This is a genomic window from Brevibacillus sp. BD137 (genome assembly GCF_041644655.1).
Lineage (GTDB): Bacteria > Bacillota > Bacilli > Brevibacillales > Brevibacillaceae > Brevibacillus > Brevibacillus brevis_D.
Genome location: NZ_JAOTNO010000001.1, coordinates 539100 through 553387, shown reverse-complemented (window position 1 = coordinate 553387; position 14288 = coordinate 539100). Strand labels below are relative to the sequence as shown.

The following is a 14288-nucleotide window of genomic DNA, read 5'->3' as shown; positions in this document are numbered from 1 at the left end:
TCTTGATTGATCTTTAAAATCGTATTTTCAATGATCCGATTTGAACCTATAATGTATCTTGGGCATATCCTCTAAGCTGTGGTATAATTTGGAAGCCAAATTACGATTAAGGAGTATGGATGATGGAAAAAAAACTAATCTTCGGTCATAAAAATCCAGACACAGATTCCATTTGTTCAGCACTTGTATACGCTGACTTGAAAACAAAATTGGGCGCGAATGTAGAGCCTGTACGCCTCGGTGTAATCAGCAGCGAAACAGCATTTGTGTTGAATTACTTCCAAGTAAAAGAGCCGCGCCTCGTAGAAACAGTGGCAAATGAAGTAAATGAAGTCATCCTTGTAGACCACAATGAGCGCCAACAAAGCGCAAATGACATTGAGCAGGTGCAAGTGGTAGAAGTGATCGACCATCACCGTATTGCGAACTTTGAGACGAGCAATCCTCTCTACTTCCGTGCCGAGCCGGTTGGATGCACGACTACTATTTTGAAGAAAATGTACAAAGAAAACGGCGTAGACATTCCAAAAGAGATGGCGGGCTTGATGCTTTCTGCTATCATTTCGGATACGTTGCTGTTGAAATCCCCAACTTGCACGGAGCAAGATGTAGCGGCTGCTCATGAGCTGGCTGAAATCGCAGGTGTCAATCTGGAAGCATACGGTCTGGACATGCTCAAAGCGGGGGCAGACCTGAGCGACAAAACAATCGAACAATTGCTCACATTGGATGCAAAAGAGTTCCAAATGGGCAATGCGAAAGTAGAAATCGCGCAAGTAAATGCAGTAGATGTCAATGATGTACTTGCACGCCAAGGCGAACTGGAAGCAGCTATGAATGCAAACATCGCTGAAAAAGGTTTGGACCTGTTCGTGTTTGTTGTAACGGATATCTTGAACAATGATTCTGTTGCGATCGCTCTTGGTAGCGCAACACAAGCGGTAGAAAAAGCGTACCAAGTAACATTGGTGGACAACAAAGCTGTTCTGAAGGGCGTTGTCTCCCGTAAGAAGCAAATCGTACCGGTATTGACTGATACATTCCAAGCTCTGTAAAAAAAGAAAGGTGGCTGCCATGCACAGGATGCGGGCAGCCATTTTTTATTTTTACATTCCTTGGGTAGGGTTGTTGTGCATCTGGAACAAGTTTTGCTGGGCATAAGCATCGTCACTATAATGCGTGATGGCATGTTTATCTCTCGCTTTGAGGCTAAGCAGCCCTGTTAATCCCCATCCGGCACCGACTACAGCTACAATGAAACCGATGATATAGAGCATCGAAGTCCCCCTTTGTATGGCGTTATCTTTATTTTAACAAATTATGGATAGCGAGTAACGCCAATTTTATGCTGAAAATGTGTTTGACATTGACGGTCCGTAAATGTGTACGATCAATTTGTCAGGAGGAATGAACATGGAATATACGGTGCAAAAGCTAGGACTCCTGGCGGGTGTCAGCACCCGGACGCTCCGATACTACGATGAAATTGACCTTCTCAAGCCGGCGAGAATCAATTCGTCAGGGTATCGCATTTACGGACAGCTAGAGGTTGATCGATTGCAGCACATCCTTTTTTACCGCGAGCTGGGTGTGAGCTTGGAGGAGATCAAGGAGATCCTGGATTCACCAACCTTTGATGCTGACCGAGCACTGTGGGAGCACCGCGAGAAGCTCCTGGAAAGGCGAGCGCAATTGGATGCGTTAATCGCCAATGTCGATTTGACATTAGCACAAAGAGAGGGGACCAAAACGATGAGTGACCAACAAAAATTTGAAGGCTTCAAGCAAAAGATGATTGATGAGAATGAAGAGAAGTACGGGGCAGAAATTCGAGCGAAATACGGAAATGACCAAATCGAAAAATCGAATCAGATGGTCAAAGGCATGACAGAAGAACAGTATGCCGCGCTGGAGAAATTGAACGCAGAGCTGCACGATACATTGGCGCAGGCTTTTTTGACAGGTGATCCTGCTCATGAATTGGCGCAAAAAGCAGCAGATCTTCACCGTCAATGGCTCAGCTTTTATTGGGACAGCTACAGCAAAGAAGCGCACGCAGGTGTTGCCCAGATGTATGTCGATGACCCGCGCTTTACTGCTTACTATGATAAGGAACAGCCAGGTGTAGCCGAGTTTCTCCGCGATGCAGTGGTCATTTATACCAGCAAGTAAAGAGTTTTCACACAAAGAAGCTGCGAGCAAGGCAGCTTCTTTGCGTTTTACGCTTCGTTATCCCCACCTATTGCGGGAAAAAGCTTTTGTCCCAAGGGTGTTGGCAAGCCATCCATGCTTACTACGTTGTTTTCCTTTTGATAAGCAAGCAGTTCCTGTTCGTCTTTAGCCAAAGTCCATTTCTGAAGGGTGTCGCGTTCTTTTGAGTAGGAATAGAAGGGGATAGCCCAGCCGCAAGAAGTCTTTACTTCCTGTACGTTTACGGTAATGATTTGACGAGCACCGGGCAGAGGCGGGAAGTCTTTTACGAGCTCATCCCACCGAGGCGAATCTGGGAGAATAACCGTTCCTTTGCCGAATAAGCGCATGATGAGAGGGGGGCCTTCAAAGGCGCAAAACATGAGAGTAATCCGGCCATTTTCCTGTAGATGTGCACTGGTTTCGTTTCCGCTTCCGGTCAGGTCTAAATAGGCCACCTCGGTAGGCGATATGATGCGAAAGGAATCGTACCCTTTCGGTGAAAGATTCACGTGACCATCTGTGTCCATAGGAGCAGAGGCAACGAAGAACATTCGCTGCTTCTTGATAAACTTCTCATGCTCAGGTCGTAACTCAGAGAAAAGCTGACCCATTTTGCACCCCTCCAGGTAAAGGAATTGCTTTTACTACCCTCATATTACGATGAAAATATGAAGAATTTGTGTTGATATTCCCAGTACGTCCCAAATTGATGATAAAGTGTAAATATTCTCGCAACAAAATCACCTTTGAAAAGGAGGAGCATTGACATGCAATCATCACAGCTAATTTACTTAGGGGAGCGCATCCATTTAATAGACGGTTTCGATATGGGCTGGGCGGAACGCACGGGGACTTATGTCATCGCTGAAGAAGAACTGACTTTGGTTGAAACAGGGCCAAGCCCCTCCGTCCCATACATCAAGACCGGCCTCGCCAAGCTCGGTTTTACCCCGGAACAAGTAAAATACATCATTGTGACGCATATTCATTTGGATCATGCGGGAGGAGTGGGACTTTTTCTAAAGGATTGCCCAAACGCAAAGATCGTCGTCCATCCAAAAGGTGCACGTCACCTCGTTAATCCAAGCCGACTGATCGCAGGGGCGAGAGCGGTGTATCATGATGATTTTGATCGATTGTTTGATCCGATTGAAGCTGTTCCCGAAGAGCGGATTTTGATTCGTGGAGACGGAGATATACTAAAAATCGGGGCGAATTGCATGTTCGAGTTTCTGGATTCGCCAGGGCATGCCAATCATCACTTCAGCATCTACGATCCCGTTAGCCGCGGCATGTTCACAGGTGATACGGCAGGTGTCCTTTATCCGCAGCTTAAAAAGGATGGTATACACCTCGTGCTGCCATCTACTTCTCCGAATCAGTTTGACCCGGATGCCATGTTAGCGTCTCTACGTCGATTTGAAGCGCGCAAGCTGAATCGCATTTACTTTGGTCATTTTGGGATGTCTGAACAGGTAGACGATGTGTACTGCCAAATACGTGAGTGGCTCCCTGTGTTTGTGGCGGAAGGAGAATCAACACTTGCTGCTGGACAAACATATGCTGATCTGTCTCGTAAGTTATTGGAACGAGTCTCGGAGCATCTACAGTCACAAGGCATCAATGATGACCACGAAGTTTTCGGAGTACTCAAGCTCGACTTACAGGTGTGCGCCATGGGCATTCTGGATTATTTGCACAAACGAGGGTAAAAGCTTTGCCAAAAGCAGTCCATTTGCCTGAACCTTTTGTTCAGGCGTTTTCATTTTTAGCTGGCAAGAAAGTATTGGCTTACGTGTTTGTCATTCTTTTTTCATCCAAGGAATGCTATGATGTAGGATGAGTCATGGACTGTGACAATTTCAAACGTAACAGCAAATAGGTGCCTCGTCTTTTCTCAAAAAGATCGGGTGAAAAGGGAAGTCGGTGAAAATCCGACGCGGTCCCGCCACTGTAAATCGGCTCGTTCCTCAGCCGTAAGCCAGGAGACCTGCCTGTTTGTTTTTGTGCCTGTTGCCTTCGCGGAAAGGATCGGCCTATTTCAGGAAGCAGACCATCCTGTCTGTTTGCCCTGAGGTACCGACCCTTTGATTTCCGAATGGAAGCAAGGGTCGCTTTTTTTATTGGAAGGTACAGTCAATCAGACACGCAGAAAGGAAGTTTTACATATGAAACGTTCATTGCGATTCATGATCCCACTACTTGTTGCGGCGAGCCTCGCAGGTTGTGCGGGTAACGATAACAGCCAGCCAGCACCTGGTGGACAAACCAGTGCACCGCAGACAGCACCGCAAGAGAATACAGCCGAGCAGTCTGCAAAACAAACAACTTATCCGTTGACAGTCAAGGATGCGACAGGAAAAGAAGTAACCTTTGCAAAAGCTCCTGAGCGAATCGTCTCCACATCACCTGCCGAGACAGAGATTTTGTTCGCATTAGGCTTGGAAAATCGGATCGTAGCTGTCTCAGACTATGATGACTATCCAGAAGCGGCGAAGACAAAACCGAAAATTGGCGGCGTCGTCAAACCGAATGAAGAAGCGATTCTCGCTCAAACACCAGATATGGTCGTCGGTGGGATTTCGATGGAGAAGCCAGTGGCTGACAAGCTCAAATCTCTCGGGATGCCCGTCTATATTACCCATCCGACAAAGATGGATGACATCCTAAACAATGTGTTGGCGATGGGAGTTATCACTAACAAACAAGAACAAGCCGAAAAAGTTGTCGCGCAAATGAAGAAGGATATCGCGTACGTTCAAGATGCAGTGAAAAATGTAAAACCGGAAGAGAAGAAAAAGGTATACCTTGAGTTTTCCCCAGGCTGGACAGTCGGAAAAGGTGAATTCATGGACGAGCTCATCACATTGGCTGGAGCGACGAACATTGCTTCTGACACACAGGGGTGGAATCCGATCAGTGAAGAAAAGATTTTGCAAAACGATCCAGACGTCATTTTGTATGCGAGCGGAATTACCGATGAAAAGACTGGCGTCAAGCTGGAGGATATGATCGCCAAGCGTAATGGCTGGGATAAAATGAAGGCGATTCGTGAAAAACAAATCTTTGGCATGGACCAAAATATTTTGTCCCGTCCCGGTCCGCGTATTACACAAGGCTTGATCGAAGTAGCGAAGGCGATTTACCCTGACTTGGTGAAATAAAATGAAGAAACGATTGTTCCTATGGGGAGGAGCCAGCTGTCTCGTCCTTCTGGCATCAATAGTCATCAGTATCTCGATGGGGGCGGCACACCTCCCCATTTCGCAGGTATGGCTCATCCTGCTCCATCAAATCCCGGGCTTGTCTGAGTGGATCACGGTAACGTGGCCGGAGTCATCTGAGCAAATTGTCATGAAGGTTCGTTTTCCACGCGTTGTATTGGCTGTTTTGATAGGCGCCTGCTTGTCTCTTGCGGGGGCGGGCTTTCAGGGAGTTTTGCGCAATCCGCTCGCAGATCCGTTTACGATGGGCGTGGCATCCGGTTCTGCTGTCGGAGCAGCCTTTTTGATCCTGTTTGGCTTGCAAATCAGCTTTTTGGGTGCATGGAGCACGCCTGTTGTCGCTTTTCTTACAGGACTGCTCAGTTTATGGATCGTACTCGGACTCGCGAACACGCAAGGAAAGCTGCAAACGGAGACCCTGATTTTGTCTGGTGTTGTGGTGCAGGCTTTTCTCGGCTCACTCGTTTCCTTTATGGTGTCGCTATCGGATCAGACGGTGAATGAGATCGTGTTCTGGCTGATGGGCAGCCTGTCATTTCGGGGCTGGGCCTTCACGTATGTCTTGATTCCGTACTTGGTCATAGGCGGAATGGTGCTGGTAAGCTATGCGCGTTCCTTGAACCTATTTGCGTTAGGCGAGCGGCAGGCTGCGCATCTCGGCGTCCATGTAGATCGAACGAAGCTGGTGGTTCTGGTCGTCTCGACACTCCTGACGGCAGCGGCGGTTTCTATCGCGGGAATTATCGGGTTCGTTGGCCTGGTGGTACCGCACCTCGTCCGTATGCTTGTCGGTCCTGACTATCGAATTTTACTGCCGATGGCTGCGATCTGCGGTGGTATCTATGTGCTGTGGGCCGATACTCTCGCCAGAATGCTGCTAAGTCCAACGGAAATCCCGCTCGGTGTCGTGACAGCATTTCTGGGTGCACCGTTTTTCGCGTATTTATTGAAGCAAAATAAACGCTTTAGGAAGAGGTAACGTATGCCATGATCAATGTGCACAGCTTGCAAAAATCGTATCAGGATACGCCAGTTTTGTACGGAATCGATTTTTGCGTGGACAAGGGAGAATTTTTTGGCATTATCGGACCAAATGGAAGCGGTAAATCCACCTTGCTGAAATTGATTTCAGGGGTCATCAAGGCAGATGCAGGAGATATTTTGCTTCAGGAGAAAAAGCTTCATTCCTATCCACGCAAAGAGCTTGCCAAAATACTCGCTGTATTGGAGCAAGAGGGGCTGCCGCCAGTCGGCTTTCGAGTGCGAGAGGTGTTGGAGATGGGGCGCTTTCCTTACCAAAATTGGCTGGGGGAAGAGAAGCAGGATGTCGCATCGCTCATTGATGAAATCGTACAAATGCTCGGCCTTGAACATTTGGAAGAGCGCACACTGGATCAGTTGAGTGGTGGGGAAAAGCAGCGCGTAGCTTTGGGGAAGGCATTGATCCAGAGACCTCAGGTGCTGTTGCTCGATGAACCCACGACTTACCTCGATATCGGGTACCAGATTCAGCTTATGGACATCGTGCGAAAATGGCAAAAGACGACCCGGGTGACGGTCATTGCTGTGCTGCACGATCTGAATCTGGCTTCCCTCTACTGCGATCGTATTTTGATGCTGCATAAAGGAAAGCAGATAAGCGTCGGCACACCAAAAGACATTTTGCAAAGTGACAGAATAGAGGCTGTATACGGAACCAGACCGATTGTCATGGAGCATCCTGTTCATCATTTGCCGCAAATTATTTTGCAATCGCAAGTGTAAGGAGACAAAAGCATGATCGTACTGATAACAGGTGGAGCACGCAGCGGAAAAAGCACGTTTGCCGAAAAATACGCGGCTCATTTGGGCTCCTCGGGTGTTTACATCGCGACCGCACCAATCACTGATGAGGAAATGGAAGAGCGGATCTTGCACCATCGCGACCGCCGATTGCAGTCCAACTTTCCTTGGCAAACGATTGAGGAGCCGTATGCATTGACAGAATGGCTGACGAAGCTCGGAGCACAAAAAGACATACAAGAACAGCAGACAGTGATTTTGATTGATTGCTTGATCCTTTGGCTTTCCAATTGGCTTTTGTATGATGGGGAGGAGCAGTCGTTTGAGGGTGTGCTCCAGCAGGTGGATGTGCTGGTAAACAAGCTAAAAGACTACCATGGCACCGTTTTGCTGGTGACAAACGAAGTGGGTGACGGACTCGTCCCACAACATCCGTTAGGCCGTATGTTCCGAGACTTGGCGGGGCTGATGAATCAGCGCGTGGCAGCTGTTGCCGATCAAGTTTTTCTTGTCACAGCAGGGATTCCGGTGGAACTAAAAGGACAAGCTTTCCGATTTTAACGCGGTGAAAAGACGGTTTCGAGTCGTCTTTTCACCTTTTTTATGATATAATACAAGAAAAGCCATGGAAGGGATCAGGATACCATGCGTCCCCATAGGACGATCTGGAAACGTTTTGACCTCTCCTACATCTAGCTTCGTAGTAGTCGATCGTCACTGAAGACGACTAATCTACTACGAAAGCGAGGCCATTTGTATGAGTAGCGACTTATACTTGCGATGTTCCTCGGTAGTCGGTTGGTCGTCTGTGCCTAAACCGACAAAAATGCGAGGAAACCATGATGAGGAGAGCGCTGCAGTTATCTAAGCGTTATAGTATGATTTTGTTTGGAGCTTGTTTACTTGCTTTTGCGTATTATCACATTAACTTTCAGAACCACTTGTCTGAAGGTGGGTTTGTTGGCTTGGGGTTACTGGCGAAATACGCCTTTGACTTGTCGCCAGCGATGGTGATGCTTTTGCTGGATATTCCACTGTTTTTGGTTGCCTGGTTAGTAAGAGGCCGCCAGTTCATTTGGGACACCATTTTTGCATCACTTGCTTTTACCGTGTTTTACGATTTGTTTGAACGATTTTCACCGATTGTCATGGATATGAGCAGAATGATGCCGCTGGCGTCTGTCTTGGCCGGTGTATTGACCGGGCTAGGTACCGGATTGGTTCTGCGCTATGGAGCTGCGACAGGTGGAGACGATATTTTCTCCCTGTTGATCAGTAAGTACACGGGATTGTCCATTGGTACGGTCTTTCTTTTACTGGACGTTATTGTGCTTTGCATGTCGTTCTGGTTCGTACCGATGAAAGAGATGATGTATACCATTTTGGCCGTTGTCATTTCCAGCCAAGTCATCACCTGGACCGTCAATCATGGTGCAGGCGTGGAGGTCATGGAAGAGGAGCACGGGCATGGAAGCGTCTCGATGACCCACCGGTAATGAGTAAATATTCAGTTGAAAAACATGCCTATACAAAAGCAAGCAAAAGGCCAAGTCGGTTTTCATGTCGACTTGGTCTTTTGAGTGTTTATGACCGCTTTTGTACATAATATCCTGCTTTCCTAGTGGATACTAACCAACACAGAAACTATCGATGGAAAGGACCTGCCATGAGCGATCCGTTTTTTAGCAACTATAAAGCATTCGTCGTCATACCGGCGGATGAGAAGCAAATGGGACCGGAGCCTTTTAGCCCGAACGATTACGCCAGCCATTTCATTCTGACGTTTTCGCTGTACGATGCGGTTATTTCCTCTTGGAGGGAAGCGACAAAGTATAAAGTGCAAGCAAAAAAAGGGCTGTCGAATGTGATCGAGGGTTTCAACGCCAAACGCCGCGGTACAGCCCGTCTGCATCTGTTGGAAATGGAAGAAGACCAGGCATATTTCGTCCTGGCCTTGTCGTTGAAAATCCAAAAGGACAATGAAAAAGCGGTCATGGAGACGATCACCAATCTGCTGGACAAAGATTTCGCTACCGACTTGTTGATCGGCGAGACCTGGTATCAGATCATTGGTGCCAAAGGGAAATTCGAGCGGAAGCTATTCTCCTACAATGTCCAGCCGTACGATTATCGTCCGAAGTAATCTGCTAGGGCTTCCGTAATCGCCTGGGCAGCTTTGTCCTGATAGGACGATGTACGGACGATGCCTTCATCCTTTGGATTCGATAGAAAGCCAAGCTCAATTAAGACGGACGGATCATTGTTTTCGCGCAGGACGTGATAATTGCCGAATGAAATGCCGTTGCTTCTTAAACCGATGCCACCTGCCAAGCGAGACTCAATCGCTCGAGCTAATGGCTCATCCTTGCCTTGCGAATAATAAAACGTGAGGGTACCGCTATTTGGCTTCACAGAAGAATTGTAATGGATGCTAATGAAGGCATCTGCTCCCTTTGATTCGCTAAAAGCGACACGCTGCGCTAGCGAAGGTTTTTCTGTGTCACTTGTCCTCGTCATGAAGACTTGCGCACCCCGTTGTCGCAGCTTGCTGGCGAGCAGCATGGCCGTTTTGTAATTCAACGTTTTTTCCATGCTGTTCCACTTCGTTCCCTGTGTCCCGACATCGGAACCGCCATGTCCTGGGTCGATGACGATGACTTTTCCTTTTAAGCCTGGCGATTTGGTGCTTTTGGTCACCGGAGCGTTGGCGTTGGCCTTGGCATCGCCAATATATGTCGCAGACACCCAGCCTGTCTGTCCATTGGAAGTTCTCGCTTGGATCCAGTCACCTTGCTTTTTCAAAATATCTACACGGGTTCCTCTGGGGAGCGAGAGGACAATCTCATGGCTCGTGCTTGGTCCTTTGCGCATTCGAAGCGAATCGGCCAAAACCGTACCTTGCTGGCCTTTGACAGTGGCTGTTTTGGCTGGTGAAGAAGCTGAACCCGCACTCGTTACCGCTCCTTTTTGCAAGTAATACCCCGCGACCCAGCCTACCTTTTGATTGTATCTAATTTTTGCCCAACCATATGCTTCATCCGTAATGGTCACGACGGCTCCTTGCGGCACGGTAGCGACAACAGAGGCATTGGCGGCTGGTTCACTGCGAACGTTCAGAGAGGTCGCGACCACCTTTGCCTGGATGACACTTGCTGCTTGCGCAGGCTCCGTATGAAACGGCCATGACAGACTAAGCCATAGCCCACATAGGAGAGACGCTTTTTTACATGTTGTTTTCATCATTTCTACCTCTGACTTGGATTAGCTATATCTCACCTGAACTATGATAAGGGAAATGCAGGAAATCGAATAGGGTATGATTTCCTGATTTTTTGGGACAATTAAAGTGGAGTTTCGGTATATCTTGCCAAGGCGTTCGTTGCCGACTCTGCCATTCGCTGTTTGAGCTGATTGTTTTCTACTACTTTTACCCGCAGGCCGAGAAAACGAATGCGTGATAAAATAAACTCCTGTTCGTCGGATAGAAAGTGCAGGGTGATCGTGTACACCTGCGATTCTGGGTCAAAAGCGACCTCTTTGTCAAAGCAGGAAAACGCGTACAATATGCGCTGGAGCTCAGCGTTGTAACGACGGATGACTACAATTTTTGCCATCTGCTTGCGCTGTTGGATCTGTTCCAAAATAGCCGGTAAAAAACTGTCATACCATGCATCTTCTATGTAAAGCTCATCGACGGAGCGAATGAGATGCAGCGGAGTCGTGATCAGGCGATTGGTAGACATGTTTAGCCAGATCAGGTACCAGGCCTTCTTGGCAAGTGAATATTCCAGCTTGTAGGGAACCCCTCGTTGATTGCGAAAAACCGGTCCTTTGTTCGTGGCTGCGGTTATTTTTATGTGATTCTTGCCGAGAATGATTCTTCGCAGGGTGCGCACGAGTGGGCTCCAGAGCTGTTTGGCCTGTGTTTGCGCTTTTTCTACGAATCGTTCTTGTTCGGTCCATTCATTTTCTGGCGTATGTGTCAAGCGGCGAAGCTTATCGAGTGTAGCGGGCTCGAAAATTTCTGCCGCAGACGGATTCGCCAGCATCAGGGAGAGCCACGCTTTTTCGTATGAGGTGACTGGATAAACCCCCGCTTCATCTAGTCGTGTCACTAGCTGGTAATTATGTATCTTGTCAAACAGATTCATAGTAGGCGAGCAGCTCCTCCCATTCTTTTTGGAATTGCTTACGAAGAAACAGCGGTTCAAGAACTTCCACGCTCGAACCGAAGCTGCGAATCCACGGTGTAATTTCCATCGTGCTGTTCACGTTTATTTCGTACACAAAGCTCTCTCGTGATTCTTCTGTTACAATCCCCCATTGCCCCTGTGCCTCCACTCGCTCTTGGATAAAGGAATGAGGCGTGTCGCGAGGCTGAAAAAAGCGAAGGCGTACCGTTACGAGTTTTCCGGTATCAATCAGCCAACTGTGCGCAATACGCTCATCCGCACTTGCTTGCAAGGAAGTGAAGATTTCCGGCGTAACGGATTTGCCTGTTACGAGCTTGGTCATCCCTTCCACACGGTATTTGCGCAACGGACCATTGCCGCATCCTTGTGCCAGCAAGTACCATCTGCCGTATTGATGATCAAAAATAACCCGGAGTGGAATTGCTTTTTGATGTTGCCCTGTTGTATCCCGTTGGAAAGTCGGATTCGTATTTTGAGAATCGTAAAACTTCCGGCGTTTGGGCGTGTAGTAGTGAAATTCAACGATTTTTCGCTGACGAATGGCTTCCGTGAGAAGTAAAGCTTGATATTCATCGAGAATACGTGAGACGAAATGATATTTGTATAAAAACGCAGATGCATCGGTTAACTTCAAGCGATGCTTGAGATAGCGTTTCACTTTTTCTTGCAGAAGATAACCAGGGACAGCCGGCAGCTGGGTATTGGCCATGAAGTCGATGAAATCGTACAGATCCAAAAGCTCGTCGTCCGTCAATGAGTCCAGTAGCTCGTCATCGAATTGATAAACGTACGGTCTGGCCTCACTAACATTTTTTATCACACCAATTTCTTCGAGGTATTTCATGTCCTGGCGGATTGTTTTTTCATCGGGCTCTGTATCTACAAACGTCTCCAGTAATTCTTTAATGGAGAGGGGCTGCTGTTTGAGCTTTTCCAAGATGTGCGAAAGTCGCTCTACTTCCGAATCCTTCAATGATTTCGCATGGTACAAAAACATCAAGAAATTGTCCGTCACCTCAAAATAGTTGTAACGAAGCTGCGTGTAATACTCTTTTTTCTCCTCATCGCCGACATGCTGATAAAAGGTCGATTGGATGTCCTTCAGCTTTTTCATCGTTTTATCAAGCGTATGAACGGAGATCCCGAGTCGCTCGGCTAACTGTTGCCGATTGTAGGCACCAGCGGTTAAAAACAGGAGACGGAGCAATTGCAGCTCTTTGTCAAAGCTTTCGCGTGCCATTACACTCATCCTTATTCACTCGTCATTTATTTCCAAATTAGTCCTCATATTACGAAGAGGCTGGAGAGAAGTCAATGAGAAAGTGAGGTTCGTAATACTTTTACCATGTTCAAATCACATGCGCAGATGGAAAATAAGGGTATGAAAAACAGCGCAGCTGTGAGAGACAGGAGAAATAATGATGAAAACAATTTTGCATGGAAATAACCATCGTGAAGTGAAGCTGGAGCATGGAAATGTACACGTTTTTGCGAATGACGAAGTCTTTTCGAGCTTCGGTGAACGCGTATACCAAATGGCAGACAATAATTTGCGTATTCCGCGAAATGTTTATTTTTCGTATACCCCTGATGCGCATGTAGGCGTTGGGACTTGCATTGGGACGACAGCGGTTTGGAATCTTGCCGATGGATTTGTCTCGCCATCCATCGTCGGATCAGACATTGGATGTGGAATGCGTGTGCATCTGACTCCATTGCATCGAGATGACCTCAAAGACAAGAACCTAAAGCGGGCATTGATCGAAGCGATCGAAGCGTACGTCCCGACAAACGAACGGGGAAATACGCATTTTACGGATATTCGCTTGGAGGAAGTGGTAAAGCATGGCTTACAAGGACTGCCGAGCAACTACATTCCAGACACAGAAGCAGCGCCTGACACCTTTAGCCGTTCTTTCTCGCATGTGGAAAAGTACACATTTGAATTCGACCATTCCTTCCTGGAGCAAATACCGCAAAAATCTTGGAGTCGTGCGTGGGGCCAGTTGGGAACATTAGGGGGCGGTAACCACTTTATTGAAATCCAGCATATCGAGATCGCGGAGGAGAACAGGGAAATTGCGAATGCGTGGGGACTGTTCGACGGCCAGGTCGTCATCATGATTCATTCCGGTTCGCGGGCGTGGGGGGCTATGTTAGGGAGGGATTACACCAAAAGCTTCAAGGAAGTTATGTACAAATGGGGGATCCATAATCCCGAGCCAAGCCTGGTGTATGCTCCGATCCAAAGCGAGGAAGGGCAACAGTATTTGAATTTGATGTACTCCGCGCTGAACTTTGCGGTAACGAATCGGCATATGATTGGATTTTCAGTAGAGCAGGCGTTTCGCGATATTTTTGGTAGAGAGACGCGTACACCAGTCCTGTATGATCTGATGCATAATTACGCCTTGAAAGAATTCCATCGCAATACGCCGGTGCTCGTCCACCGCAAAGGAGCGACAAAGGCGTTGCCAGCAGGTCATTTCCAAAATCCGAAGGCTTACCGTAAAACGGGACATCCAGCATTGATTCCAGGTTCTATGGGAACATCGTCCTATATCATGGTTGGATCGGAGGCTGGCGCCAAAAACTTTTATTCGATCTGTCATGGTGCTGGGCGTGTTCGTTCCCGCAAAGCGACTAAGGAGCTTGTGACCATCGATCAATTCGAGCAGGCAATGCGCGTGGGACAGGAAGATGAGATCATGGTGAATCACCGTTCGCTCGCTTCCATCCTTGATGAATGCCCGCAAGCCTATAAAGATGTGGATCAAATCATTGATTCCGTTGTGGGAGCAAATCTTGCCTCTGTCGTAGCAAAATGTAACCCTCTTATTGCCATAAAAGGAGTATAATGAAGAGTGGCTTCCTGAAAATTTTGGGGGAGCCACCT

15 protein-coding genes and 1 riboswitch are annotated in these 14288 nt (G+C 47.7%); of the genes, 10 read left to right on the top strand and 5 right to left on the bottom strand.

Going from position 1 to position 14288, the window contains the following annotated elements; genetic code table 11:
• The first annotated feature begins 122 nt into the window (after nucleotides 1-122).
• The gene (locus ODZ53_RS02980) at nucleotides 123-1055 is read left to right on the top strand and encodes a manganese-dependent inorganic pyrophosphatase (RefSeq protein ID WP_372675848.1); all 933 of its coding nucleotides are present in this window, start codon (nucleotides 123-125) and stop codon (nucleotides 1053-1055) included.
• Between the two features lie 51 nt (nucleotides 1056-1106).
• Here the strand turns inward: ODZ53_RS02980 and ODZ53_RS02975 are convergent, their stop codons facing one another.
• Entirely contained in the window at nucleotides 1107-1277 is a 171-nt protein-coding gene (locus ODZ53_RS02975) for a hypothetical protein (protein ID WP_372675847.1), read from the bottom strand.
• Nucleotides 1278-1413: 136 nt separating this feature from the next.
• Between ODZ53_RS02975 and ODZ53_RS02970 the strand changes: the two genes are divergently transcribed.
• Nucleotides 1414-2172: a MerR family transcriptional regulator gene (locus ODZ53_RS02970; RefSeq protein ID WP_372675846.1), complete on the top strand. Its 759-nt coding sequence runs from the start codon at nucleotides 1414-1416 to the stop codon at nucleotides 2170-2172.
• Between the two features lie 47 nt (nucleotides 2173-2219).
• Here ODZ53_RS02970 and ODZ53_RS02965 read toward each other — a convergent pair whose 3' ends face one another.
• Nucleotides 2220-2804 carry a pyridoxamine 5'-phosphate oxidase family protein gene (locus ODZ53_RS02965; RefSeq protein ID WP_372675845.1) on the bottom strand — a complete coding sequence of 195 codons (585 nt, stop codon included), beginning with the start codon at nucleotides 2802-2804 and terminating at the stop codon, nucleotides 2220-2222.
• Nucleotides 2805-2960: 156 nt separating this feature from the next.
• Between ODZ53_RS02965 and ODZ53_RS02960 the strand changes: the two genes are divergently transcribed.
• The 7 genes from ODZ53_RS02960 (at nucleotide 2961) to ODZ53_RS02930 (ending at nucleotide 9342) form a co-directional block, all read left to right on the top strand.
• Nucleotides 2961-3905, top strand: a complete 945-nt coding sequence (locus ODZ53_RS02960) for an MBL fold metallo-hydrolase (protein WP_372675844.1) — start codon at nucleotides 2961-2963, stop codon at nucleotides 3903-3905.
• Nucleotides 3906-4056: 151 nt separating this feature from the next.
• Nucleotides 4057-4205, top strand: a riboswitch (cobalamin riboswitch).
• Between the two features lie 156 nt (nucleotides 4206-4361).
• Complete coding sequence (locus ODZ53_RS02955) at nucleotides 4362-5357, top strand: helical backbone metal receptor (protein WP_372675843.1); 996 nt, start codon at nucleotides 4362-4364, stop codon at nucleotides 5355-5357.
• A 1-nt stretch (nucleotide 5358) separates the two neighbouring features.
• Nucleotides 5359-6396: a FecCD family ABC transporter permease gene (locus ODZ53_RS02950; protein WP_372675842.1), complete on the top strand. Its 1038-nt coding sequence runs from the start codon at nucleotides 5359-5361 to the stop codon at nucleotides 6394-6396.
• An 8-nt stretch (nucleotides 6397-6404) separates the two neighbouring features.
• A complete protein-coding gene (locus ODZ53_RS02945; protein WP_372675840.1) occupies nucleotides 6405-7181 on the top strand; it encodes an ABC transporter ATP-binding protein in 777 nt (258 codons plus the stop codon).
• 12 nt (nucleotides 7182-7193) lie between these two features.
• On the top strand, nucleotides 7194-7760 hold the full coding sequence (cobU, locus tag ODZ53_RS02940) for a bifunctional adenosylcobinamide kinase/adenosylcobinamide-phosphate guanylyltransferase (protein ID WP_372675839.1): 567 nt from the start codon (nucleotides 7194-7196) through the stop codon (nucleotides 7758-7760).
• Nucleotides 7761-8038: 278 nt separating this feature from the next.
• Entirely contained in the window at nucleotides 8039-8695 is a 657-nt protein-coding gene (locus ODZ53_RS02935) for a YitT family protein (RefSeq protein ID WP_015892187.1), read from the top strand.
• A 170-nt stretch (nucleotides 8696-8865) separates the two neighbouring features.
• Nucleotides 8866-9342 carry a hypothetical protein gene (locus tag ODZ53_RS02930; protein ID WP_041749530.1) on the top strand — a complete coding sequence of 159 codons (477 nt, stop codon included), beginning with the start codon at nucleotides 8866-8868 and terminating at the stop codon, nucleotides 9340-9342.
• Here the strand turns inward: ODZ53_RS02930 and ODZ53_RS02925 are convergent.
• The 3 genes from ODZ53_RS02925 to ODZ53_RS02915 all read right to left on the bottom strand — a co-directional run bounded on the left by ODZ53_RS02925 (nucleotide 9327) and on the right by ODZ53_RS02915 (nucleotide 12632).
• Nucleotides 9327-10439 carry an N-acetylmuramoyl-L-alanine amidase family protein gene (locus tag ODZ53_RS02925; protein WP_372675981.1) on the bottom strand — a complete coding sequence of 371 codons (1113 nt, stop codon included), beginning with the start codon at nucleotides 10437-10439 and terminating at the stop codon, nucleotides 9327-9329. The two genes, ODZ53_RS02930 and ODZ53_RS02925, sit on opposite strands and share 16 nt — an antisense overlap.
• Before the next feature lie 101 nt (nucleotides 10440-10540).
• Nucleotides 10541-11350: a WYL domain-containing protein gene (locus ODZ53_RS02920; RefSeq protein WP_372675838.1), complete on the bottom strand. Its 810-nt coding sequence runs from the start codon at nucleotides 11348-11350 to the stop codon at nucleotides 10541-10543.
• The gene (locus ODZ53_RS02915) at nucleotides 11337-12632 is read right to left on the bottom strand and encodes a helix-turn-helix transcriptional regulator (RefSeq protein WP_372675837.1); all 1296 of its coding nucleotides are present in this window, start codon (nucleotides 12630-12632) and stop codon (nucleotides 11337-11339) included. The genes ODZ53_RS02920 and ODZ53_RS02915 overlap by 14 nt, the downstream gene beginning before the upstream one ends.
• A 181-nt stretch (nucleotides 12633-12813) precedes the next feature.
• On the opposite strand from ODZ53_RS02915, the gene ODZ53_RS02910 reads away from it, so the two are divergent.
• Nucleotides 12814-14250 (top strand): RtcB family protein, encoded by a 1437-nt coding sequence (locus ODZ53_RS02910; RefSeq protein WP_372675980.1) that lies wholly within the window; start codon nucleotides 12814-12816, stop codon nucleotides 14248-14250.
• Nucleotides 14251-14288: the final 38 nt, after the last annotated feature.